This window comes from Pseudomonas sp. NPDC096925, assembly GCF_044762545.1.
Lineage (GTDB): Bacteria > Pseudomonadota > Gammaproteobacteria > Pseudomonadales > Pseudomonadaceae > Aquipseudomonas.
Genome location: NZ_JBIWEM010000003.1, coordinates 331,304 through 352,944, shown reverse-complemented (window position 1 = coordinate 352,944; position 21,641 = coordinate 331,304). Strand labels below are relative to the sequence as shown.

18 protein-coding genes are annotated in these 21,641 nt (G+C 63.3%); 12 read left to right on the top strand and 6 right to left on the bottom strand.

Annotation, left to right across the window (positions count from 1 at the left end; all coding sequences use genetic code 11):
- Positions 1-6 precede the first annotated feature (6 nt).
- The 7 genes from ACIQYU_RS12110 to ACIQYU_RS12080 all read left to right on the top strand — a co-directional run bounded on the left by ACIQYU_RS12110 (position 7) and on the right by ACIQYU_RS12080 (position 7,494).
- Entirely contained in the window at positions 7-531 is a 525-nt protein-coding gene (locus ACIQYU_RS12110) for a serine O-acetyltransferase (protein WP_207831840.1), read from the top strand.
- Between the two features lie 5 nt (positions 532-536).
- On the top strand, positions 537-1,514 hold the full coding sequence (locus ACIQYU_RS12105) for a glycosyltransferase family 2 protein (RefSeq protein WP_207831842.1): 978 nt from the start codon (positions 537-539) through the stop codon (positions 1,512-1,514).
- A gap of 205 nt (positions 1,515-1,719) precedes the next feature.
- Entirely contained in the window at positions 1,720-2,697 is a 978-nt protein-coding gene (locus tag ACIQYU_RS12100) for a VirK/YbjX family protein (protein ID WP_207831844.1), read from the top strand.
- Positions 2,698-2,762: 65 nt separating this feature from the next.
- Entirely contained in the window at positions 2,763-3,965 is a 1,203-nt protein-coding gene (locus ACIQYU_RS12095) for a glycosyltransferase (protein ID WP_233688369.1), read from the top strand.
- Complete coding sequence (locus ACIQYU_RS12090) at positions 3,962-5,149, top strand: glycosyltransferase family 2 protein (protein WP_233688368.1); 1,188 nt, start codon at positions 3,962-3,964, stop codon at positions 5,147-5,149. Before ACIQYU_RS12095 ends, ACIQYU_RS12090 begins: the two co-directional genes overlap by 4 nt.
- Entirely contained in the window at positions 5,149-5,901 is a 753-nt protein-coding gene (locus ACIQYU_RS12085; protein WP_207831850.1) for a WecB/TagA/CpsF family glycosyltransferase, read from the top strand. Before ACIQYU_RS12090 ends, ACIQYU_RS12085 begins: the two co-directional genes overlap by 1 nt.
- Before the next feature lie 174 nt (positions 5,902-6,075).
- Entirely contained in the window at positions 6,076-7,494 is a 1,419-nt protein-coding gene (locus ACIQYU_RS12080; RefSeq protein ID WP_207831852.1) for an undecaprenyl-phosphate glucose phosphotransferase, read from the top strand.
- Between the two features lie 199 nt (positions 7,495-7,693).
- Here ACIQYU_RS12080 and ACIQYU_RS12075 read toward each other — a convergent pair whose 3' ends face one another.
- The gene (locus tag ACIQYU_RS12075; protein ID WP_207831854.1) at positions 7,694-8,635 is read right to left on the bottom strand and encodes a LysR substrate-binding domain-containing protein; all 942 of its coding nucleotides are present in this window, start codon (positions 8,633-8,635) and stop codon (positions 7,694-7,696) included.
- Between the two features lie 146 nt (positions 8,636-8,781).
- Here ACIQYU_RS12075 and ACIQYU_RS12070 point away from each other — a divergent pair, with 146 nt between their 5' ends.
- Both ACIQYU_RS12070 and ACIQYU_RS12065 read left to right on the top strand, forming a co-directional pair.
- On the top strand, positions 8,782-10,158 hold the full coding sequence (locus ACIQYU_RS12070; RefSeq protein ID WP_207831856.1) for an L-serine ammonia-lyase: 1,377 nt from the start codon (positions 8,782-8,784) through the stop codon (positions 10,156-10,158).
- Positions 10,159-10,203: 45 nt separating this feature from the next.
- On the top strand, positions 10,204-11,070 hold the full coding sequence (locus ACIQYU_RS12065) for an RHS repeat-associated core domain-containing protein (RefSeq protein ID WP_233688367.1): 867 nt from the start codon (positions 10,204-10,206) through the stop codon (positions 11,068-11,070).
- A 73-nt stretch (positions 11,071-11,143) separates the two neighbouring features.
- Here the strand turns inward: ACIQYU_RS12065 and ACIQYU_RS12060 are convergent, their stop codons facing one another.
- The 4 genes from ACIQYU_RS12060 to ACIQYU_RS12045 all read right to left on the bottom strand — a co-directional run bounded on the left by ACIQYU_RS12060 (position 11,144) and on the right by ACIQYU_RS12045 (position 15,918).
- Positions 11,144-11,821: a DUF3313 domain-containing protein gene (locus ACIQYU_RS12060; RefSeq protein WP_233688366.1), complete on the bottom strand. Its 678-nt coding sequence runs from the start codon at positions 11,819-11,821 to the stop codon at positions 11,144-11,146.
- A 202-nt stretch (positions 11,822-12,023) separates the two neighbouring features.
- Entirely contained in the window at positions 12,024-13,319 is a 1,296-nt protein-coding gene (locus ACIQYU_RS12055) for an NAD(P)/FAD-dependent oxidoreductase (protein ID WP_402800007.1), read from the bottom strand.
- Positions 13,320-13,332: 13 nt separating this feature from the next.
- Positions 13,333-14,421 (bottom strand): polyamine ABC transporter substrate-binding protein, encoded by a 1,089-nt coding sequence (locus ACIQYU_RS12050; RefSeq protein ID WP_207831864.1) that lies wholly within the window; start codon positions 14,419-14,421, stop codon positions 13,333-13,335.
- 138 nt (positions 14,422-14,559) lie between these two features.
- A complete protein-coding gene (locus ACIQYU_RS12045; RefSeq protein ID WP_063914126.1) occupies positions 14,560-15,918 on the bottom strand; it encodes a glutamine synthetase family protein in 1,359 nt (452 codons plus the stop codon).
- Positions 15,919-16,101: 183 nt separating this feature from the next.
- Here ACIQYU_RS12045 and ACIQYU_RS12040 point away from each other — a divergent pair, with 183 nt between their 5' ends.
- Together ACIQYU_RS12040 and ACIQYU_RS12035 are read left to right on the top strand one after the other, a co-directional pair.
- Entirely contained in the window at positions 16,102-17,001 is a 900-nt protein-coding gene (locus ACIQYU_RS12040; RefSeq protein WP_233687784.1) for a helix-turn-helix domain-containing protein, read from the top strand.
- A gap of 187 nt (positions 17,002-17,188) precedes the next feature.
- Positions 17,189-19,099, top strand: a complete 1,911-nt coding sequence (locus tag ACIQYU_RS12035; RefSeq protein WP_207831868.1) for an AAA family ATPase — start codon at positions 17,189-17,191, stop codon at positions 19,097-19,099.
- 94 nt (positions 19,100-19,193) lie between these two features.
- Here ACIQYU_RS12035 and ACIQYU_RS12030 read toward each other — a convergent pair whose 3' ends face one another.
- Positions 19,194-20,579: an aldehyde dehydrogenase family protein gene (locus tag ACIQYU_RS12030; RefSeq protein WP_207831870.1), complete on the bottom strand. Its 1,386-nt coding sequence runs from the start codon at positions 20,577-20,579 to the stop codon at positions 19,194-19,196.
- Between the two features lie 107 nt (positions 20,580-20,686).
- Here ACIQYU_RS12030 and ACIQYU_RS12025 point away from each other — a divergent pair, with 107 nt between their 5' ends.
- Positions 20,687-21,553 (top strand): putrescine utilization regulator PtrR, encoded by an 867-nt coding sequence (locus ACIQYU_RS12025; protein ID WP_063914122.1) that lies wholly within the window; start codon positions 20,687-20,689, stop codon positions 21,551-21,553.
- Positions 21,554-21,641: the final 88 nt, after the last annotated feature.

Genomic DNA, 21,641 nt, shown 5'->3' with positions numbered 1-21,641 from the left:
GGAGCCATGTTCGAGAATGTACGTGCCGACCTGCGTGCCCATGGTGGCGACTGGGGCGCCCAGGGCTTCTGGGTGTTGTTGGTGTACCGTTTCGGCCGCTGGCGCTATGGCGTGCGCCCGGCACTGCTGCGCAAGCTGTTTTCGCTCATCTACAAGATCCTTTACAAGTTCGTGCAGATCATCACGGGTGTGGAGCTGCCGTGCGAAGCGGTGATCGGCCGCAACTTCGTCATCGACCATTTTGGCGGCATCGTCATCAGCGGCTATGCCCGGTTCGGCGATGACTGCCGCATCCGCAATGGCGTGGTGGTGGGCCTGAAGAACGTCAGCGAACCGGTTGCACCGGTGTTCGGCAACAACGTCGATATTGGCACCGGGGCCAAGGTGCTGGGTAGCATCCGCATCGGCAACAACGTGATCATCGGTGCCAATGCCGTGGTGCTGGTGGATGTGCCGGACAACTCGCTGGCGGTGGGGGTGCCGGCGATCATCAAGGCCAGGCAACCGGCCGCCACGGTGCCCGTCGAGTGAGGCCCATGGCGAGCGGGATCGGTGTGGTGGTGATTGGCCGTAATGAAGGCCAGCGCCTGGAGCGTTGCCTGCGTTCGCTGCTGCAGGGTGCGGAAAAGGTCCTGTATGTCGACTCGGGCTCAACCGATGGTTCACCGCACTTGGCCCGCAGCCTGGGGATGGAGGTACTGGCTCTGGACATGGGCACCCCGTTCACCGCCGCGCGCGCGCGCAACGAAGGCTTTGCCGCCTTGCAACGGCTGCTGCCGTCGATGCACCTGGTGCAGTTCGTCGATGGCGATTGTGAGGTGGATGCCGGCTGGCTGGCCACGGGGCAGGCATTTCTCCACCAGCATCCTGAGGTGGCAGTGGTGTGTGGCCGCCGACGCGAGCGCTTCCCCCAACGGTCGGTGTACAACCTGTTGTGCGACCTGGAGTGGGACACCCCCATCGGCGAGGCCAAGGCGTGTGGTGGCGATGCCCTGATGCGGGTAGATGCCTTCGCCGCCGTCGGCGGCTTCCGCCCCGAGCTGATCGCCGGAGAGGAGCCCGAATTGTGCGTGCGCCTGCGGGCGAAGGGCTGGAAGGTCTGGCGCCTGGATGCCGAGATGACCCTGCACGACGCTGCCATGACCCGTTTCAGCCAATGGTGGTGGCGTAGCCTGCGTGCTGGTCACGCCTATGCCGAAGGGGCCTACCTGCATGGTCACACGCCGGAGCGGCACTGGCTGCGCGAGTCGCGGCGGGCCTGGCTGTGGGGCCTGGGCATCCCCGTGGTGATCGTGCTGGCCTGCCTGCTGGTGGGCGGCTGGGGCCTGCTGCTGCTGCTGGTCTACCCGTTGCAGGCCGTACGCCTGGCCCGTCGTGGAGGCAAGTCGGTGCGGGAGAACTGGCTACAGGCGGTGTTTCTGGTATTGGGCAAGTTCCCGGAAATGCTCGGGCAACTGAAGTTCTTGCGCCACCGCATCGCGGCCGGCAAATCGGCGTTGATCGAGTACAAGTGAGAGATCATCCAGCCCTTTGCGGTGTGCTGTGGCGCAGAGAACCGAGGTCGCAAGCAGTCCGCGTACCCTGTGGGAGCGGCTTTAGCCGCGAAGAATCCAGCCTGGTGCATGGAACCGGCTGCACCGGTGTTCGTGGCTAAAGCTGCTCCCACAGGGCCTCTGCTAATTCAATAAGTTACGTGCAGCTCTATGAGAAAGAGGCCCAATGATGCTCGGCACGATCGTGAAAAGCGTGTTTACCTTGCAACCGGGCTACTCGTTGCGGGCGCTGAACAACAAGTACAAATTGACGCTGCAGATTGCCAGGCAATGGCCTGAGCTGAATGCGTTCCTGCAGCGCATGACCGCAGCCCTGGGCCAGCACGGTCTGCAGCGGCTGGGCGTGGATTGCATCGGTGTCGTGCAGTGGCCCTACCTCAGCAAATGCTGGGAAGCCCCGCAGCGCCTGGAGGTGGTGGCTTCGCACTTCGAAGTGCTGGCCGGGCAGTTCCCGGCGCTGTTGCTGCTGGGGCGGGACGAAAGCCTGACGCTGTGCGAACTGTCCAGCCATTCGCCGGGCTGTCGCCTGGTGCTGGACCGGCCGATCTGGTTCAAGCGCGAAGGCGAGCTGGTATTGAACCTGTTCCAGGGCGACCTGCGCGTGGCTTCCCTGGCGTTCAGCCTGTGCCGCAGCCAGGGCGAACTGTGTCTGTTCATCGGTGCCGTGCAGGGTATTCACAAGGGTGTCGACAGCGAAACCTCACTGGCCATCTACCGCGACCTGACCAAGGACTTCGAAGGGTTACGCCCCCGCAGCCTGCTACTCGAGGGGTTGAAGTGCCTGGCCAGGACCCTGGGCGTGGCGCACCTGTATGCCGTCAGTGATGCCTGCCGCCACCATCGGCACGCGTATTTTGGCAACGACAAAGGCCAGGACCTGGCAGCCGATTACGACGTGATCTGGCGTGAACACGGGGCTTCTGCGTCGAACCATGCAGACTTCTTTGCCCTCCCGCTGGCCGCAGTACAGCGGGCGCTAGAGGACACACCGGCGAAGAAACGGGCGATGTACCGCCGCCGCCAGGCGTTGCTCGACGATGTTTTCGCCCGCTTGCAGGCCGCGTTACCAGGCAGCGGTGACAACCTTGAGCTACAAGGAAAGCAGGGGAGTGCACCTGACGAGGTGGCATCGGCGGGAGCCTGAAGTAACGGCTGACGCTGCCGCGACAGGGCTGAGGGTTCATTACGCGGGTCTTGATCTGGATTCCTATGCGCATTGCTTATTTCATCAACCAGTACCCGAAGGTCAGCCACAGTTTCATCCGCCGTGAGATCCTGGCGCTGGAGCGCCAGGGGGTAGAGGTGCAGCGTATCGCCCTGCGCGGCTGGGACGCCGAGCTGCAGGACGCCGAGGACACCAGCGAGCAGGACAGGACCCGTTATGTGCTGCGAAGTGGCATCAAGGGCTTGCTGCCACCGGCCTGGCAGGTATTGCGCACGCAGCCGCGGCGGTTCTTCCAGGCGCTGTGGCTGGCCATGCGCCTTGGCCTGCGGGCCGACCGCACCTGGCCCTACCACCTGGTCTACCTGGCCGAGGCCTGCCAGGTACTGCAGTGGTTGCAGGCAGGCGAGGCAAAACACGTGCACGCGCATTTCGGCACCAATTCCACCGAGGTGGTGATGCTGGCCAACGTGCTGGGTGGGCCAGCTTACAGCTTTACCGTGCACGGGCCGGAAGAGTTCGACAAGCCGCAGTTCCTGCACATGGGCGAGAAGGTGCGGCGTGCCGCTTTTGTCGCGGCGGTCAGCTCGTACGGGCGCAGCCAGTTGTTTCGCTGGGTGGCACACGACCAATGGGCCAAGGTGAAGGTGGTGCATTGCGGCCTTGAACGCAGCTTCCATGAAGTGGCACCGGTCAGCGTGCCCACGACGCCGCGCCTGGTGTGTGTTGGCCGCCTGTGCGAGCAGAAAGGGCAGCTGCTGTTGCTCGAAGCCACGCGGATACTTGCCGCCCGGTCGATCGATTGCGAGCTGGTGCTGGCCGGCGACGGTGAGATGCGTGGGCAGATCGAGGCGTTGATCGCCCGGCACGGCTTGCAGCAGCAGGTACGCATTACCGGCTGGATCAGCAGCGCGCAGGTGCGCGAGGAAATCCTTGCTGCGCGCGCGTTGGTGCTGCCGAGCTTTGCCGAGGGTTTGCCAGTGGTGATCATGGAGGCCATGGCTTTGCGCCGGCCAGTGCTGACCACCTATGTGGCAGGCATTCCCGAGCTGGTGCGGCCGGGCGAGAACGGCTGGCTGTTCCCCGCCGGTGCCGTGGACGAGCTGGCGGTGGCCATGGCCGAGTGCCTGGCGCAACCTGCCGAAGTGCTCCAGCGCATGGGCGAGGCGGCTCGCCAACGTGTGCTGCAACGGCATGACATCGATACCGAGGCGGCCAGGCTGGCCGGCTATTTCAAGGCATCCGCATGATGAGTGTACTGGCTTGGTTACTGGGCGTGCTGGCGGCCATCGTCCTGTTGCCGGTACTGCTGCTGCTGTTGCAGGTGCTGATGGCCTGCCTGCCGGCGCGCGCGCCACCGTCGGGCAACAACGCTCGTCCGCAGGTGGCAGTGCTGGTGCCTGCCCATGACGAGGCTTCGATCATTCGTGCCACGCTGGCGAGCATTGCCCCGCAGTTGCGGCCTGGCGACCGCTTGCTGGTGGTGGCGGACAACTGCACTGACGATACTGCGCAACTGGCGCGCGAGGCCGGTGCCGAAGTGGTGGAACGTCACGACCCGCAGTTGCGCGGCAAGGGCTACGCCCTGGACTTTGGTGTGCGCCACCTGGCCGAGCAGCCGCCCGAGGTGGTGATCGTGGTGGATGCCGATTGCCAGGTGGGCGAGGGGGCGATCGAGCGCCTGGCGCGGTGCTACCGCGAGGTCGCTCGCCCGGTGCAGGCGCTGTACCTGATGCGCGCACCGGCAGGGGCCGGGCTGAAAGTGCAGGTTGCCGAGTTTGCCTGGCGGGTCAAGAACCTGGTGCGCCCGCGTGGCTGGGCTCGGCTGGGCCTGCCTTGCCAGTTGATGGGGGCGGGCATGGCGTTCGGCTGGCGTGACCTGGCCTTGATCGACCTGGCCAATGGGCACCTGGTGGAGGATTTGAAGCTGGGCCTGGACCTGTGCCAGCAGGGCAAGCCGCCAGTGTTCTGCCCCGAGGCGGTGGTCAGCAGCCAGTTCCCTGCCAGCCAGCGAGGCCTGGGTAGCCAGCGCACACGCTGGGAGCATGGGCACCTGGGCATGATGCTGGCCGATGCGCCCAGGCGTGCGCTGGTCGCAATCACCCAGCGTAACAGCAGCTTGCTGGCCATGACCCTGGACCTGCTGGTGCCTCCCCTGGCATTGCTCGCACTGGCCCTGCTCGGGCTTAACCTTGTGGCCTGGCTGGCGTACCTGCTGTTCGGCCTGGCGGCACCTGCGTGGATCGCCCTTTGCGCGCTGGCGTTGCTGGGCCTTGCCATCGTGCTGGCCTGGGCGCGCTTCTGTCGCGAACTGATCCCGTTTTCCGTGCTGCTGTACGCGCCGTTCTACGCCGCAAGGAAGGTCCCCTTGTATCTGGGGTTCCTGATCAGGCGCCAGGTGGAATGGGTACGTTCGAAACGGGATGAAGACTGATGGCAGAGTGGCAGAAACGCTGGAACACCCTGGTCGGCAAGCTCGAAGTGGTGGCTGATGCCGCTGCTGCGCAGCGCCTGCTCGCCCAGCTGGCCGCCCCGCAGGCCGCGACCGTGCTGGGCTTCGTAAATGCCCATGCAATGAACCTGGTGGTGCGCGATGGTGCGTACCACCAGGCATTGTCGGCGGCCGACGTGCTGTTGCGCGACGGCTCCGGCATGGCGATTCTCTATCGCCGGCTGGGGCTTGAACCTGGGCTCAACATGAATGGTACCGACTTCATTCCTCGGCTCATGGCCGCCTACCGCGGGCGACGGGTCGCGTTCTGGGGCACCCGGCAACCTTACCTGGACCAGGCGGTGCAGCGCAGCGCAGCCCTGTTCGGGGTGGTGCCGGTGTCGGTTCACGATGGCTTTGCCGGCATCGATACCTACCTGCAACTGGCCAGGGAGCAGCAACCGGAGCTGATCGTGCTGGGCATGGGCATGCCCAGGCAGGAGGCGGTGGCGGCAAGGCTGGCGGCCACTGGCGAGCCGTGCCTGATCGTGTGCGGCGGCGCGATCCTGGACTTTCTTGGCGGCAAGGTCAGCCGGGCGCCTGAATGGCTGCGGCGGTTTGGCGGGGAGTGGCTGTACCGGCTGATGCGCGAGCCGAAGCGTTTGTTCATGCGCTATGTAGTGGGCAACCCGTTGTTCTTGCTGCGCACCTTGCTGTACCGCCGGGGCGGAGGGGGCGCCAGGCGCACCGTATGAGTCGGTCGGCATCCGCGCGGGCGGTGATTCCGGCACACTGATAGCGGTTGGCTGCTACAGTGAGATCAACGGCTGGGGGCTGCACGATTCTGTTTCACTGGCTTTGCATGAGCCGTTGTCAAGACTGCTGTTTGATGCAAGGCAGTTGCTACGCGCAAATCGATGAGGTCTGAAATGGTTTTCGAACCCAGAAGCAGTCGTTCCTTACTGCAAAGAAGAAGCAGCGTAAGTAACGCCATTCAGGCCGGCCTCGATGGAATTGCAGTCACCAGTATTGCCTGGTACCTGATCTACGACCAGTTTGGCTACATCACTTCCGATTACGTGATCATGCTGCTGTTGCTGGTTGGCGCACTGGCAGTCATCTACGATCACTATGCAATCTACCGTACCAACGTCGGGCTCTCCATCAAGGCTTTCCGGCTGTTCAAGGCCTGGTCGGCAACCTTTTGCCTGCTGGTGGTCATGGCCTTCCTGACCAAGCAGAGCGAAACCTATTCGCGGCTATTGGTCGTGCAGTTGTTCATCATTGGCTACATCGCCCAGTTGTTCCTGCATTTTGCCGTGCGAGAGTTGCAAAAGCGTTTTACCGCCCATGCACGCCTGGACAACGCCCTGATCATTGGCGCCGGTGATCTGGCCAATTTCCTGTATCAGAAAATCAGTAACAACCCTTGGTTCGGTGAGCGGGTGCTGGGTTGCGTGCTGATTGCGGCCGAGGAGCCGGGGCGCGAAAGCCCCGAAGGCAAGCAGCGCCTGCCGGTGCTCGGGCATATTGCCGAGCTCGACGATATCGTGGCCCGCTACGGCATTCGCACGGTCTACCTGGTGACCCCATTGGGTGGCTCCGAGGTGATCAACGATGTGTATTTGAGGCTGCTCGACAAGTGCATTGCGGTGAACTGGGTACCGGATATCTTCTCGTTGCGCCTGATCAACCATAGCGTGCGGGAAATTGCCGGCATTCCTGTACTGACCTTGTCGGAAACACCGCTGACGGGCATGAGCCTGTTCCTGAAGAACCTCGAAGACAGGGTATTGGCGGCGCTGATCCTGCTGTTTGCATCGCCGGTGTTGCTGGCCGTTGCCCTGGCCATCAAGCTCGATAGCCGCGGCCCGGTGTTCTTCCGTCAGGAACGCACCGGCTGGACCGGGGAAGCGTTCCGTATCTGGAAGTTCAGGAGCATGCATGTCCACCAGCCGGAAGAGGGCGTGGTCAAGCAGGCGCAGAAGAATGACCCGCGGCTGACCCGGGTCGGCGCCTTTATCCGCCGCACCAGCCTGGATGAACTGCCGCAGTTGTTCAATGTGCTCACTGGGGAGATGTCGCTGGTCGGGCCGCGGCCGCATGCATTGCAGCATGACACGTTGTATTCGCAGGACATCGTCGACTACTTTGCCCGCCACAATATCAAGCCTGGCATGACCGGCCTGGCGCAAGTGCGCGGGTTCAGGGGCGAGACCAAGGATATCGAGCAGATGATCCAGCGGGTGGACTCGGACATCGAGTACATCAACAACTGGTCGCTGTGGCTGGATTTCGTGATTCTGGTGCGCACACTCAGCGCCTTTACCGGCAAGCAGGCCTACTGACACAGCACTGTCGGTAAAGGAGCAAATTTCGTATGCGCCCTGCGCACCCTGTGGGAGCGGGTTTACCCGCGAAGAATCCAACACGGTGCATGGCACCGGCTGTGCCGGTGTTCGCGGCTAAAGCCGCTCCCACAGGGTCCCTGCCAATTCAATGAGTCACTCGTAATTCCATGAAAGTGTGCAAGCGCTTTTGGCTGGCCTAGTCCTTGTTCAGCGGGTGCAGCTCCCTGAACCCCCGCGCTTCCTCCACCAGCCAGTCATGCACCGCCCGGGCCCCCGGCTGGTTCAACCCGCCCGGTGGGTAATGCACCACATAGCGCTTGTGATTGGCGATCGGCACCCCGAACGGCACGATCAGCGCACCGCGCTCCAGTTCGTCGTTGAGCAGCGTGCGGCGGGCAATCGCCACGCCAATGCCGGCAATCGCCGCTTCGATGGTCAGGTGGTTGCGGTTGAAGGTGTGCCCGCGCCGTACATCCAGGCCGGCGGCGCCGATGCCCTCCAGGTAGAACTCCCATTCGGCATACTCCGAACTGCCGCGCCAGGCCGTGATGTCGTGCAGCAGCGGGTAGTGTGCCAGGTCCGCCGGCCCGTGCAGCGGTGGGCGCCCGCGCAGCAAGGTGGGGGAACACACGGGGAAGATCTGCTCGTCCAGCAGCGGCGTCGAGAGCATGCCGGGGTAGCTGCCGTCGTTCAGGTCGATGGCCAGGTCGAAATCGCCCGGAGTCAAGGCCTGGGCACTGTCTTCGGCCACCAGGCGCAGCTCGATGTCCGGGTAGCGTTGCTGAAAGCGCGGCAGGCGGGGCGTGAGCCATTTGGCCAGGAACGACGGGATCGAGCGCAGGCGCAAGGTGCCGCGGATTTCACCGGCGTCCAGGCGCAGCAGTTCGGCTTCGATGCTGCCGTAGGCTTCGGCCACCGTCTGCGCCAGGCGTTGCCCTTCGGCGCTCAGTTCCACGCCGCGCGCGCGGCGCAGGAACAGCCGGTAGCCCAGGCGTTCTTCCAGCTGGCGCATCTGTTGGCTGACTGCACCCGGGGTGATGTGCAGTTCTTCGGCACAGCGGGTGAAGGACAAGTGCCGGGCCGCACAGGCGAACACATGCAGCCAGACGAACATCTGGCCATTGAGTTGTCGTCGCATCGTTTAGTTCCACTAAAGCCTTGCTTAGGAAGTTTCGTTGGTCATCCGTGAGCCAGCTAGGCAGTATCGCGCAAATTCGCAATACCGCTCAATTTTTCCAGATAACCGTGCTGCGGCTTCATACCCGGGTACGGTCAGGCATTAGCATGGCTATCAGTGTTTTCGACCTTTTCAAAATCGGCATCGGGCCGTCCAGTTCCCACACCGTCGGCCCGATGCGGGCGGCGGCTACCTTTGCCCAAGTCCTGCGTGAGCAAGGGCTGTTGGCCAGGGTAAGCCGTGTCGAGGTGCGGCTTTACGGGTCGCTGTCAGCTACCGGGGTTGGCCACGCCACCGATCGCGCCTGCCTGCTCGGCCTGATGGGGCAGTGGCCGGACCGTATCGACCCGGCCACTATCGAGTCGCGCATTGGCCAGGTGATGCAGGAGCACTGCCTGATGCTCGATGGCAGCCACCCGCTGGCGTTCGAGTACAGCCGCGACATGCTGCTGCTCGACGAGAACCTGCCGTACCACCCCAATGCCATGAGCCTGGAAGCCATGGACGGGCAGGGCAGCCTGTTGCGCCAGACCTACTATTCGGTGGGCGGTGGCTTTATCGTCGAGCAAGCCGAGATCGATGCGCCATCAGGCGAAGCGGACACGGTGGCGCTGCCGTACGAGTTCGACAGTGCTGCGCAGTTGCTGGCCTTGTGCAAGGCCCATGGCTTGAGCGTGGCGCAACTGATGATGGCTAACGAATGTGCCTGGCGCCCAGAGGCCGAAGTACGTGAAGGCCTGCTGCGGATCTGGGCCGCCATGCGTGAGTGCGTCGACAACGGCTTGCGCAATGAAGGCATCCTGCCTGGCGGGTTGCACGTCAAGCGCCGCGCGGCGCGGCTGCATCGCAGCCTGCAGGAACTGGGCAAGCCCAATGTGATCGGGTCCACCCTCAGTGCCATGGAGTGGGTCAACCTGTTCGCCCTGGCGGTGAATGAAGAGAACGCCGCCGGCGGGCGCATGGTGACTGCGCCTACCAACGGTGCTGCCGGCATCATTCCGGCGGTGCTGCACTACTACATGAAGTTCAACCCGGGCGCGTGCGACGCGGATGTGGTGGACTTCCTGCTGGCGGCAGCGGCGGTAGGCATCCTGTGCAAGAAGAACGCGTCGATTTCCGGGGCCGAGGTTGGCTGCCAGGGCGAGGTGGGCTCGGCCTGTTCAATGGCCGCTGCCGGCCTGGCCCAGGTGCTGGGTGCTACACCGCCGCAACTGGAAAATGCCGCCGAGATTGCTCTGGAGCATAACCTTGGGCTGACCTGCGACCCGGTGGGTGGCCTGGTGCAGGTGCCGTGCATCGAGCGCAATGCGATTGCAGCAGTGAAGGCGATCAACGCCGTGCAAATGGCGTTGCGGGGGGACGGCGAGCACTTCATTTCGCTGGATCGGGTGATCCGCACCATGCGTGATACCGGGGCGGACATGCACGCCAACTACAAGGAGACCTCGCGCGGCGGCCTTGCTGTTGCGTTCGTGGAGTGTTGACGGGACTGTTAAAAATGCTAGTTGCCGACTGTTGCCGATATTTCCATGATGGCCTCAATCATCCTGGATATCACCGCTATGAATGGCTTTTTGCAAAAGTACACAGGTAATTTGCTGTTTTACTCTGGCCGGGAACTGGTGTGTCAAACTGGAAAAGAAATGGCGCGTCTTTTGTACGCGAGTAGTCAATTACTGGTACAGCAGTCTGAAGACCTTAAACTCTTGCAAACCGCAGGTAACAATACGGTAATCGCGTCATGGGGAAGAGGTGGGGGAGAGCGGGCTACTTACTCCCCTTATGGCTTTTCATTGCTGGAGCAGGTATTAGCACTGGCAGGTTTCAACGGTCAATGGCGTGACCCAGTCGGAGGCGGTTATCCACTTGGTCTAGGAAAACGGTTTTTTAGTGTAACGCTCACGAGATTCTGTTCCCCTGATACTGAAAGCCCATTTGGCCGGGGCGGTCTGGGCTCATACAACTATTGCTCCGGGGATCCGGTAAATTTCCATGACCCTTCAGGGTGTTTTCGCTGGCCATGGCAATCTATAAAAGGTGTCAAGAGTGCGATGGATCGGGCAGGCTTGAAAGCTCCGGAGCTAAAGCATTTGATTAAAGCCGCTATAAAAGAAGATCCTCAACTGGAAGGCGGGCTGTATTTTCAGGTCGAGAGACCATTCGGGGCTATGGAAGTTACGCTGCAGAAGGGTAAAGGGACTGCTGGAGCTGCAGTTATCAAATGGGGAGCAGGCAGGTATCACATGAAGACCGAATATGGAGATTTGCCCGATGCGGCGAATAACCCACGTTTGCACTCGACTGGGCAAGGGGTTTTTGCTTCGGATAATAAAGCCATTGTCACTTCCATTTACCGAAAGGCAGCGTTCATTCGTGGGCCTAGAGCTGACTATTAGAGTTCGTAGCCTGGAGTAATGTACAAAGACGGGGCTGCAAAGCAACCCCGTTTGTCCATGGCTGGGTGCAAGACTAACGGTTCTTCTGTTTCGCTGCCAGGAAGCTCGCGCGCATGTCCTTGGCCCAGCCGTCCAGCACCGGCTTGACGTCATTCAAAGTCAGTTTCGTGGTCTTGTTCTCCAGTTCCTGCCCCGTGCCCTTGCGCACGACCTGGGCCAGCACCTTCTGGCTGGAACCATCGAGGAACGCAGCTTCCACACCGACATCCACCTCTTGGTCACGGCCGCCCATGGCAGTGTTAACACCGGCCGAAATCAAGGCGATCGGGATCACTTCATAGGGCTTGAGGCCCTCGTTGCTGGTCGACACTGCCGTGATTGCCGGGCGCACCACGATCACACCCGGGCCGGGGCCCTTGGCCAGCGGCACGACGCTGCCCATTTCACGGCGCAGCGCTTCATTGAAGTAACGGGTGATTTCCTGCAGCGTCTGCGTCGAGATGACCTCCGTCGGCTGCGGCTTGGGGTAGAACTGGCTGGGCTCGATGAATACCTGGCTGTACTGGTTGACGTTGGCCTTGGGGTCGATCCAGCGCATCACCGGGTCACCCGAAGGGCTCTTGGCTTCCTGCAGCCGGCTGTAATCCTTGAGGAAGCCGGAATAGTCCTTGGGGTCCACGCGATTGCTGGAGCAGGCGGCCATGGTAAGCAGTGCGGCGCACAACAGGGTAATGCGGGGCAATGATTTCATGATGAAGATGCATCCATGATAGGTCGGCCAGAACAACGCTAGCAGGTGCGTGACAGTTGGCCAGTGGGTAGGTTCCAATCCTTTGTGAAAAGGTAAAAAGTTGCGGCTGGAAGGGTTTGCCTGGAGGTTTTCTGCGGCTGTGAGACCGAGCGCCGCGCGGGTGGCGCTCGGTCTCACAGCCGCAGAAAACCTCCAGGCGCACTCAACCCAGCACCTCACGCAATCGGTACCACAACATCCCCAGCGCCAGCAGCGGCGAGCGCAGTGCCTTGCCGCCGGGGAAGGTCAGATGTGGTACCGCGCTGAAGACGTCCAGCCCCTGGCTGTGGCCAAGCGCGATGCTTTCGGCCAGCAGCTTCGCTGTCCAGTGGGTGACGTTGAGCCCGTGCCCGGAATAGCCCTGGGCGTAATACACATTGGGGTGCTGGCTGAGGCGCCCGACCTGGGGGAAGCGGTTGGCGGTGATGCCGATCATTCCGCCCCACTGGTAGTCGATACGCACGTTGGCCAGTTGCGGGAACACCTTCAGCACCTTGGGCCGCATGTAGGCGGCGATGTCCTTGGGGTCGCGGCCAGAATAGTGGCAGGCGCCACCGAACAGCAGGCGCCGGTCTGCCGTGAGACGGTAGTAGTCCAGGCCGACCTTCTGGTCGCACAGCGCCATGTTCTGCGGGATCAGGCTGCTGGCCAGTGCTTCAGGCAATGGCTCGGTGGCCACCACGTAGCTGCCGGCCGGCAGCACCTTGCCGCTCAGGCGTGGCTCCAGTTCATCGAGGTGGGCGTTGCAGCCCAGCACCAGGCTGCTTGCCCGCACCTTGCCGCGGGCCGTGTGCAGGGTCACGCGGGGGCCGTGCTCGATGCGCAGCACCGGGCTCTGCTCGAAGATGCGTACGCCCAGGCCGTGGGCGGCGCGGGCTTCGCCCTGGACCAGGTCGAGCGGGTGCAGGTGGCCCGAGCCCATGTCCACCAGGCCGCCGGCGTACTGGTCGCTGGCGACGATTTCATGCAACTGGTCGGCACTGACCAGGCGGGTTTCAGGGCGATAGCCGAGTGCAAGCAGGTCATCCTGTTCGTCCTTGAAGGCGGCGAACTGTGCAGGGGTGTTGGCCAGTTCGCAGAAGCCCCAGCGCAGGTCGCAGGCAATGCCGTACTGGGCGATGCGGCTGGCCACCAGCGCCACCGAGTCGATGCCGGCCTGCTTCAGGTAATGCACGCCGTCCTGGCCGACATGCCGGGCAAAGCTGCTGACGTCATGGCCGATGCCGCGAATCAGCTGGCCGCCGTTGCGGCCGCTGGCCCCCCAGCCGATGCGCCGGCCTTCCAGCAGCACCACCGAGAGCCCGCGCTCAGCCAGTTCCAGGGCGGTATTGACCCCGGTCAGCCCGCCGCCGACCACACACACATCGGCGGTCAGTTCGCCCTCCAGGCTGGGGTAGGGCGCCGCATTGCGTGCCGTGGCGGCATAGTACGAAGCGGTGTGTTGGGTAGTGAAAGACATGAGCGTTCTCGACTCAGCGGTTGGACTTGATCTTGCTCCAGGAGCGGGTCATGACGCGCATGATCTTCGGGCTCGGCGTGCTGGAAATGTACAGCTTGTCCAGCACGTCCTGGGGGGGGTAGATCTCGGGGTTGTTGACCAGCGACGCGTCCATGTAGGCCTGGGCATCGGGGTTGGCGTTGGCATATCCGACCGTGGCGCTGACCTTGGCGATTACCTTGGGGTCGAGCAGGTAGTTGATGAACGCCAGGGCCTGTTCGGGGTTGTTGGCGTCTTTGGGGATGGCCAGCAGGTCGAACCACAGGTTGCTGCCTTCCCTGGGAATGCTGTAGGCGACTTTCACGCCGTTTTTCGCCTCCACGGCGCGGTTGGCGGCCTGGAACACGTCGCCGGAGTAGCCGAAGGCCACGCAGACATCGCCATTGGCCAGGTCGGAAACATACTTGGAGGAGTGGAAGTAGGTGATGTAGGGGCGCAGTTCGAGCAGGCGGGCTTCCGCCTTGGCATAGTCAGCCGGTTTTTCGCTGCGCGGGTCCATGCCCAGGTAGTTGAGCATGGCCGGGAACAGTTCGTCGGGCGAATCCATGAACGCCACGCCGCACTGCTTGAGCTTTTTCAGGTTCTCGGGCTCGAACAGCACTGCCCATGAATCGATATGGTCGATACCCAGGGCCGCCTTGACCTTGTCGACGTTGTAGCCGATGCCGTTGGTGCCCCACAGGTAGGGTACGGCGTACTGGTTGCCTGGGTCGTTCTGTTCAAGCTGCTTGAGCAGCTTGGGGTCCAGGTGCTGCCAGTTCGGCAGCTTGCTGCGGTCCAGCGGCAGGAAGGCGCCGGCCTGGGCCTGGCGTGCGAGGAAGTGGTTGGATGGCACCACCACGTCATAGCCGGTGCGCCCGGCCAACAGCTTGCCTTCCAGGGTTTCGTTGGAGTCGAACACGTCATAGACCACCTTGATCCCGCTGCTGGCCTGGAAGTCGGCCAGGGTGGTGTCACCGATGTAGTCGGTCCAGTTGTACACACTGACCGAGGGGGTGGCCTGGGTGGTGGTGGCGAACAGCAGGGTGAATGCGGCGGGGATCAGGGCTTGCAGATGACGCATGGGGACACCTCGTTGGTCTTGTTCTTCGAGTTCGGTGCAGGGGCTCGTGCCCTGTGGGAGCGGGTTTACCCGCGAATACGTCGTTGAATGCACCCCAGCATTCGCGGGTAAACCCGCTCCCACAGGTACCGCGAAAGGTCAGACGCTCAGCATCAGGAATTCACGCTCCCACGAGCTGATCACGCGCTTGTAGTTCTCATGCTCGGCACGCTTGACCGCCACATAACCCTGGACGAACTGCTTGCCCAGATACTGCTGCACGGTCTCGCAGTCTTCCATGTGCTGCAGGGCGTCCTCGATGGTGATCGGCAGGCGCAGGTTGCGCCGCTCGTAGGCACGGCCCTGCACCGGTGCGCTGGGTTCGATGCGCTCGACCATGCCCAGGTAGCCGCACAGCAGGCTGGCGGCGATGGCCAGGTACGGGTTGGCATCGGCGCCCGGCAGGCGGTTTTCCACGCGCATCGCCTCGGGGCTGGAGGTGGGCACGCGCAGGCCGGCGGTGCGGTTTTCTTCACCCCACTCGACGTTCACCGGTGCCGAGGTGTCCGGCAGGAAGCGGCGGAACGAGTTGACGTTGGGCGCGAACATCGGCAGCAACTTGGGGATGTACTTCTGCAAACCACCGATGTGGTACAGGAACAGCTGGCTCATGCTGCCGTCTTCATTGGCGAAGATCGGCTTGCCGGTGGCGATGTCCACCACGCTCTGGTGCAGGTGCATGGCACTGCCCGGCTCATCGGTGATCGGCTTGGCCATGAAGGTGGCGGCCACGTTGTGCTTGAGCGCCGCTTCACGCATGGTGCGCTTGAACACGGTGATCTGGTCGGCCAGGTCCAGGGCGTCGCCATGGCGGAAGTTGATCTCCATCTGCGCCGGGCCGTCTTCATGGATCAGCGTGTCCAGGTCCAGGCCCTGGATCTCGCACCAGTCGTAGACGTCTTCGAACAGCGGGTCGAATTCGTTGGCGGCATCGATCGAGAACGACTGGCGGCCGCTTTCGGCGCGGCCGGAGCGCCCCAGCGGCACTTGCAGCGGCAAGTCCGGGTCTTCGCAGCGCTGGGTCAGGTAGAACTCCATCTCTGGTGCCACGATCGGCTGCCAGCCCTTGTCGGCGTACAGCTTGAGCACCTTCTTCAGCACGTTGCGCGGCGACAGTTCGATGGGGTTGCCTTGCTTGTCGAAGGTGTCGTGGATCACGATTGCGGTTGGCTCGATCGCCCACGGGATCTGGTACACCGCGGCCGGGTCGGGGCGGCAGACCATGTCGATGTCGGCGGCATCGAGCAGGTTGTAGTAGATGTCATCGTCAACGTAGTCGCCGGTGACCGTCTGCAGCAGCACGCTCTCGGGCAGGCGCATGCCGCGCTCGTGGAGAAACTTGGCGGTGGGCGCGATCTTGCCACGGGCGATGCCGGTCAGGTCGCTGATCACGCATTCGACTTCGGTGATCCGGTGTTCTTTCAGCCAGGTGGACAGCTGATCGAAGGGGGCGTTCATACAGACCTCTTGGTTGGGTTTTAGTGTGGGAGCGAGTGTGCTGGCGTAAACCGTTGTGTGGTTTCGAAGGCGTCCCGCTTCCCAGGTGACGCGCTGGAGACTATCTTGGTCGCAGCCAGCAAGGCTGATCTATCCACTTTCTCCGGCAATGAATGCACCAAAAGAGTGCAACTAGGACCGAGCGTGACAACCGCAAATGCCCTGCAAGTCCAGGCTTTCCACACCACCGACGTTACCGAACAAGTACGTGCCACCCCTGGCTGGCAGCAGCAGTACCGGCAAATGTCGCCCGGGCATTTCAGCGGTGAGCTGCGTTGCCTGGGGCTGGACGGGGTGGAGGTTTACGAAGAGCGGCTGAACACCCGGGTGGAGCAGTTTTTCCGCGCGCCGAGCGGTTCGCTGGCGTTCTGCTTCGACCGCAGCGAGAACAGCCTGTACCTGCTGAACGAACAGAGCCGCAACATCTGGATCACGCCGGAGAACTACCAGGAAGTGGCGGTGGTGTTCGATCAGGCCTTCCTGGCCCGCCATGGGCTTGACCCGCAGCGCCTGGAAGGGTTGTTCATGGTGCCGCTGGGCAGCGGGCAGAATGCGCTGTTCGGCAGTTGGCTGAGCGCGACGTTGACCCGCCTGGGCGAGGCCGATTGCCCGCTGCAGGGGCAGGCCCTGGCGGAGCAACTGCTGGAAGACTGCCTGTTCATCCTCGACAACGCCTGCCAGCGCCTGCAGGGCGTGGCGTTGGGCCGGCGTGACGAGGAACGGGCGATCATGCGCCGGGTGAGCGAGTGGGCGGCCGACTGCCCGGAGGAAACCCTGAACCTGGTGGAGCTGGCGGATGTTGCGGGGGTTTCCCTGCGCCAGTTGCAGCAGGCGTTCAAGGCGTTTACCGGTATGACGCCGGCGCACTGGCTGCGCCTGCGCCGGCTGAACGGTGCGCGGCGCGATCTGTTGCGTGGCGGTGGCGTGACCGTCGCCGAAGTGGCGATGCGTTGGTCGTTCTGGCATTTGGGAAGGTTTTCAGAGAGTTACCGGCAATTGTTCAAGGAGTTTCCCAGTGAGACCTTGAAGCGGGGCAGGGGCTGAATTTGGTGGTGTAGCTACTGGCCTCTTCGCGGGCTCGCCCGCTCCCACAGGGATCTCACAATGCCTGCCCCTGAGGTGAACCTGTGGGAGCGGGCAAGCCCGCGAAGAGGCAGGCCCAGACATACACAGCCCAGCATTCCACCGCGAAAATTGCTATCGTGCCGCCCTGATTCCACCCGAGGTGCCGATGTTCTACCTGCCTTTGCCCAGCGACCAGGCCGACCGCCTCGCCAGCGAGCCCACCACCGATTTCTTCACCACCGCCAGCGTCCTCGACGCCGCCGCAGTGCTGTTCGTGCAAAACCTGCCGCGCCAGCCCGCCATCGCCTCGGCGGATGCGCAGGAGCGCCGCTTTGCCGAAATCGTGCGTATTGCCAACGAAGTCGAAAGCGCCGCACCCGGCCGCTTCCAGGGCCAGGTGGCGCAGCACTTCGATCGCGAAGCCTTCGCCATGGGCCTGGGCATGCTGGGCGAAAACGGTATCGCACTGCTGTCGACCGAGGTGGAGTACCAGGCCGACGAGCTGCTGGACGCCGAGGGCCAGTGGAACTTCCAGTTCGCCGACAGCTACCGCCAGCGGGCAACCCCGCTGCACCCGGTGTACCTGCCGTCCCTGGCCAGCGACCTGATGCTCAGCGACCAGCAGAACCGCCTGTTGCGCGAATTCCTCAGTGGTATCGACGAGTCGGTGGCGGTACAGGGCTTTGCAGGCACCGGCAAGACCTTCCTGATTCACCAGTTCGCCCGCCTGCTCGAGCCGCAGCGTACGCTGTTGCTGGCCTTGACCGAAGGCCAGTTGCGCGCCCTGCAGGCACGGGTCAAGGACGCCGCCGCCTACACCGCGCTGACCTTTGGCCAACTGGCCGACGAGCTGCTCAACCGCGACCTCACCGGCAACGGCTGGCGCCTGCGCGACCCGTACCGTACCAAGCTGTCGTGGCGCCCGCAGGATGCGCAGGTGGTACGTTGGCTGGCCATCCCTGACATAGGCCCGCTCGCCGCACGCGATGTGGTTGCCTTGTGCATCCGCGCGGTGCGTACGTTCTGCCACAGCGCCGACACCCAGTTGCAGTTGCACCACCTTCCCTGGGCCGGGCCGGGGACCACGCCGCTGGACCAGGAAGTGTTGCTGGAAAAGGCACGGTTGTACTGGCAGGAGCTGATTCGCCCGTCGGCACGGGAAATCCAGTTGCCGGTGCGCGACTACCACCGGGTCAAACTGCTGTCGCTGACCGGTTATGTGATCGACAGCCGCTACACCCATGTCATCGTCGATGAGGCCCACGAGCTGTCGGCACCAATGCTTGCCGTGCTCGACCGCAGCCCGCAGTCGATCATTGCCCTGGGTGACGAGCTGCAGAACCTCAACGGTCTCAGCGCGCACCATGGCGGCTTTATCCGCCAGCGTTATATCGACCATTCACTGCGGGCCGGGCCAGCGATGGACAACGTGCTCAACCCGCTGATCCAGGCACACCCGGCGGCGATCCAGGCGGCCTTCAGTGGCAGCGCCGAGCATTACACCCGGGTCAGCTTCTTCGACACGGTGAGCGTGCCGGAACAGCCTACGGCGCTGATCGTCGACGATGAATGGGGCCTGTTTGGCTGGTTCCAGCGCCTGACCCACCAGGGCGTGCCGTTCGTGCTGCTGAAAAGCGCGCGCAAGGACTTCGAGTTGTTCGTCGAAGACTGCATCGAACTGTACCGCCATGGCACCCGGCCACGTCACCCGATGCTGTTCCGCTATGCCAGCTGGCAGGCGCTGGAGCAGGACAAGGGTGATGACAAGGCGTTCGTTGCCGTGGCCAACATGCTGCGCAAGGGCTACACGCCGGAGCACTTCGCCAGGGCCAAGAGCCGTTACCGCTGGGACAAGGCGCCCAAGCTGTTCCTGGGGCGGGTGCGGGATGTGAAGAACATGGAGTTCGCCCGGGTAATGGTGTCGCCGGAGCTGATGGTGGCGCCGCAAGTGGCGGGGAACCGCAATGAGCGGGCGCGGATGCTGGCGGGGTTGTATACCGCCTGTTCGCGGGCGCGGCATGAACTGATCGTGCCGGGGGGGATGCTGGACTGGGTCAAGGACCAGGTTCGCGATTGAGGCCCCTGGGGCTGCTTTTTCAGCCCTTCAAAATCCCTGTGGGAGCGGGTAAGCCCGCTCCCACAGGGCCGCAATGCGGCCCCTAAGCATCGGATCAGTTACGGTCCAGCCACACCGTCTGGGCATTGGTGAACTCACGCACACCAAAGTGCGACAGCTCACGCCCGAAGCCGCTCTTCTTCACCCCACCAAACGCCACGCGGGGGTCGGAAGCGCAATAGCCGTTGATGAACACGCCGCCGGTATCCAGCGCCGCGGTCATGCGCTCGGCCAGCGCGTAGTCGGCGGTGTAGATGGTCGAAGCCAGGCCGAATTCGCTGTCGTTAGCCAGCTCCACCGCATGGTCTGCATCCCGTGCGCTGATGATCGCTGCCACCGGCCCGAACAGTTCCTGCTTGAATGCGGTCATGTCCGGGGTAACGTTGGCCAACACAGTCGGCGCGTAGAAGTTGGCCACGCCATCGACCTTGTGGCCACCCAGCAGCAGGGTGGCGCCTTCGGCGATGGTCGCCTGGACCTGGCCATCCAGTTCGTCGCGCAGGTCGTAACGGGCCATCGGGCCGATGTAGGTGCTGTCTTCCAGCGGGTTGCCGACCTTCAGCTCGCGGGTCGCTTCAACGAACTTGCGGGTGAATTCGTCAACGATGCTTTCCTCGACGATCAGGCGCTTGGCCGCAGCGCAGACCTGGCCGGTGTTCTGGTAGCGGCCGATCACCGCAGCCTTCACGGCAGCGTCCAGGTCAGCATCGGCCAGCACGATGAACGGGTCGGAACCGCCCAGCTCCAGCACGCACTTCTTCAACGCGGCGCCGGCTTGTGCACCAATCGCCATGCCGGCACGCACGCTGCCGGTCAGGGTCACCGCGGCGATGCGCGGGTCGTTGATGGCGCGGGTGACGCCGTCCGGGGTCACGTTCAGCACTTCGAACACGCCTTCCGGCAGGCCGGCATCCTTGAACAGCTCGCCCAGCAGGTAGGCGCTGCCCATCACGTTCGGCGCGTGCTTGAGCACGTAGGTGTTGCCGGCCAGGATCGCCGGCACGGCGCCGCGCAGTACCTGCCAGACCGGGAAGTTCCATGGCATCACGGCCAGGATCGGGCCCAGCGGGCGGTATTCGATGCGGGCTTTCTCGACCTGGGTCGGCTCGGGGGCGAGCATGGCCGGGCCGTGCTCGGCGTACCAGCGGCACAGGCCGACGCACTTGCTGACTTCACCGCGCGCCTGGGCGATCGGCTTGCCGATTTCGTGGCTGATCATTTGCGCGAAGGCTTCAGCCTTGGCTTCGAGGGTGCTGGCCAGGGCAAGCAGGTACTCGCTGCGCTGACCCAGCGACACCTGGCGCCACTGGCGGTAGCCAACCTTGGCGCGTTGCAGCGCCGCTTCCAGTGCGGCGTCGGTGTCGAACGGGTAGGCGCCGATCTGCTCGCCGCTGTATGGGTCGAGGGAGATGGCGTGGGTCAGGCTGCTGATCGCGCTCATGGCGGGACACTCTCGTTGTCGTTGATCCGAGACGCCAGACTAGTGGGCTAGGGCTTTATTGAAAACTGAATAATAATGAGCGAAACATTCACGTTTGGAGAAAGACTGTGGACCTGGTGCAACTGGAGATCTTCAAGGCCGTGGCAGAGCAGGGGAGTATCAGCGCCGCCGCGCAGCACATCCATCGGGTGCCGTCGAACCTGACCACGCGCATCAAGCAACTGGAAGAGGACCTGGGCGTGGAGCTGTTCATCCGTGAAAAGAGCCGCCTGCGCCTGTCCCCAGCAGGCTGGAACTTCCTTGAGTACACCCGGCGCATCCTCGACCTGGTGCACGAGGCGCGGCTGACCGTGGCCGGTGAAGACCCGCAAGGTACCTTCGCCCTGGGGTCGCTGGAAAGCACGGCGGCGGTGCGCATCCCGGCCTTGCTGGCGGCCTACAACCAGCGTTACCCCAAGGTCGACCTGGACCTGTCCACCGGGCCTTCCGGGACCATGCTCGAAGGCGTGCTGTCTGGCCGCCTGGTGGCGGCGTTCGTCGATGGGCCGGTGCTGCACCCGACGCTGGAGGGCATGCCGGTGTTCGAGGAAGAAATGATGGTCATCGCGCCGCTCAACCACGCCCCGGTAACCCGCGCCCAGGACGTCAATGGCGAAAGCATCTACGCCTTTCGCGCCAACTGTTCGTACCGCCACCACTTCGAGAACTGGTTCGTCCAGGACCAGGCCGTGCCGGGCAAGATCCACGAGATGGAGTCGTACCACGGCATGCTGGCCTGCGTTAGCGCCGGTGCCGGCCTGGCCATGATGCCGCGCAGCATGCTCGACAACATGCCCGGTTGCAGCACCGTCAGTGCCTGGCCGATGTCGGAGGATTTCCGCTACCTGAAAACCTGGCTGGTGTGGCGACGGGGTACGGTGTCGCGCAGTTTGAGCATGTTCGTGAAATTGCTCGAAGAAGGGCGCGCAAGCTGATGTTCTAACGCAAAACCTACGCCATTGATGCAAATTTCATCCCGACAACCATGCATCAGCACGAACGCCGTTACGCCCGAAGGATCAG

Excerpts from the sequence above, each read along its gene's own strand:
- ACIQYU_RS12105 (WP_207831842.1), top strand. The coding sequence starts at position 537 with ATGGCGAGCGGGATCGGTGTGGTGGTGATTGGCCGTAATGAAGGCCAG.
- ACIQYU_RS12035 (WP_207831868.1), top strand. The coding sequence starts at position 17,189 with ATGTTCTACCTGCCTTTGCCCAGCGACCAGGCCGACCGCCTCGCCAGC.
- ACIQYU_RS12095 (WP_233688369.1), top strand. The coding sequence starts at position 2,763 with ATGCGCATTGCTTATTTCATCAACCAGTACCCGAAGGTCAGCCACAGT.
- ACIQYU_RS12050 (WP_207831864.1), bottom strand. The coding sequence starts at position 14,421 with ATGCGTCATCTGCAAGCCCTGATCCCCGCCGCATTCACCCTGCTGTTC.
- ACIQYU_RS12045 (WP_063914126.1), bottom strand. The coding sequence starts at position 15,918 with ATGAACGCCCCCTTCGATCAGCTGTCCACCTGGCTGAAAGAACACCGG.
- ACIQYU_RS12090 (WP_233688368.1), top strand. The coding sequence starts at position 3,962 with ATGATGAGTGTACTGGCTTGGTTACTGGGCGTGCTGGCGGCCATCGTC.
- ACIQYU_RS12075 (WP_207831854.1), bottom strand. The coding sequence starts at position 8,635 with ATGCGACGACAACTCAATGGCCAGATGTTCGTCTGGCTGCATGTGTTC.
- ACIQYU_RS12065 (WP_233688367.1), top strand. The coding sequence starts at position 10,204 with ATGATGGCCTCAATCATCCTGGATATCACCGCTATGAATGGCTTTTTG.
- ACIQYU_RS12080 (WP_207831852.1), top strand. The coding sequence starts at position 6,076 with ATGGTTTTCGAACCCAGAAGCAGTCGTTCCTTACTGCAAAGAAGAAGC.
- ACIQYU_RS12085 (WP_207831850.1), top strand. The coding sequence starts at position 5,149 with ATGGCAGAGTGGCAGAAACGCTGGAACACCCTGGTCGGCAAGCTCGAA.
- ACIQYU_RS12100 (WP_207831844.1), top strand. The coding sequence starts at position 1,720 with ATGATGCTCGGCACGATCGTGAAAAGCGTGTTTACCTTGCAACCGGGC.
- ACIQYU_RS12060 (WP_233688366.1), bottom strand. The coding sequence starts at position 11,821 with ATGAAATCATTGCCCCGCATTACCCTGTTGTGCGCCGCACTGCTTACC.
- ACIQYU_RS12110 (WP_207831840.1), top strand. The coding sequence starts at position 7 with ATGTTCGAGAATGTACGTGCCGACCTGCGTGCCCATGGTGGCGACTGG.
- ACIQYU_RS12070 (WP_207831856.1), top strand. The coding sequence starts at position 8,782 with ATGGCTATCAGTGTTTTCGACCTTTTCAAAATCGGCATCGGGCCGTCC.
- ACIQYU_RS12055 (WP_402800007.1), bottom strand. The coding sequence starts at position 13,319 with ATGTCTTTCACTACCCAACACACCGCTTCGTACTATGCCGCCACGGCA.
- ACIQYU_RS12030 (WP_207831870.1), bottom strand. The coding sequence starts at position 20,579 with ATGAGCGCGATCAGCAGCCTGACCCACGCCATCTCCCTCGACCCATAC.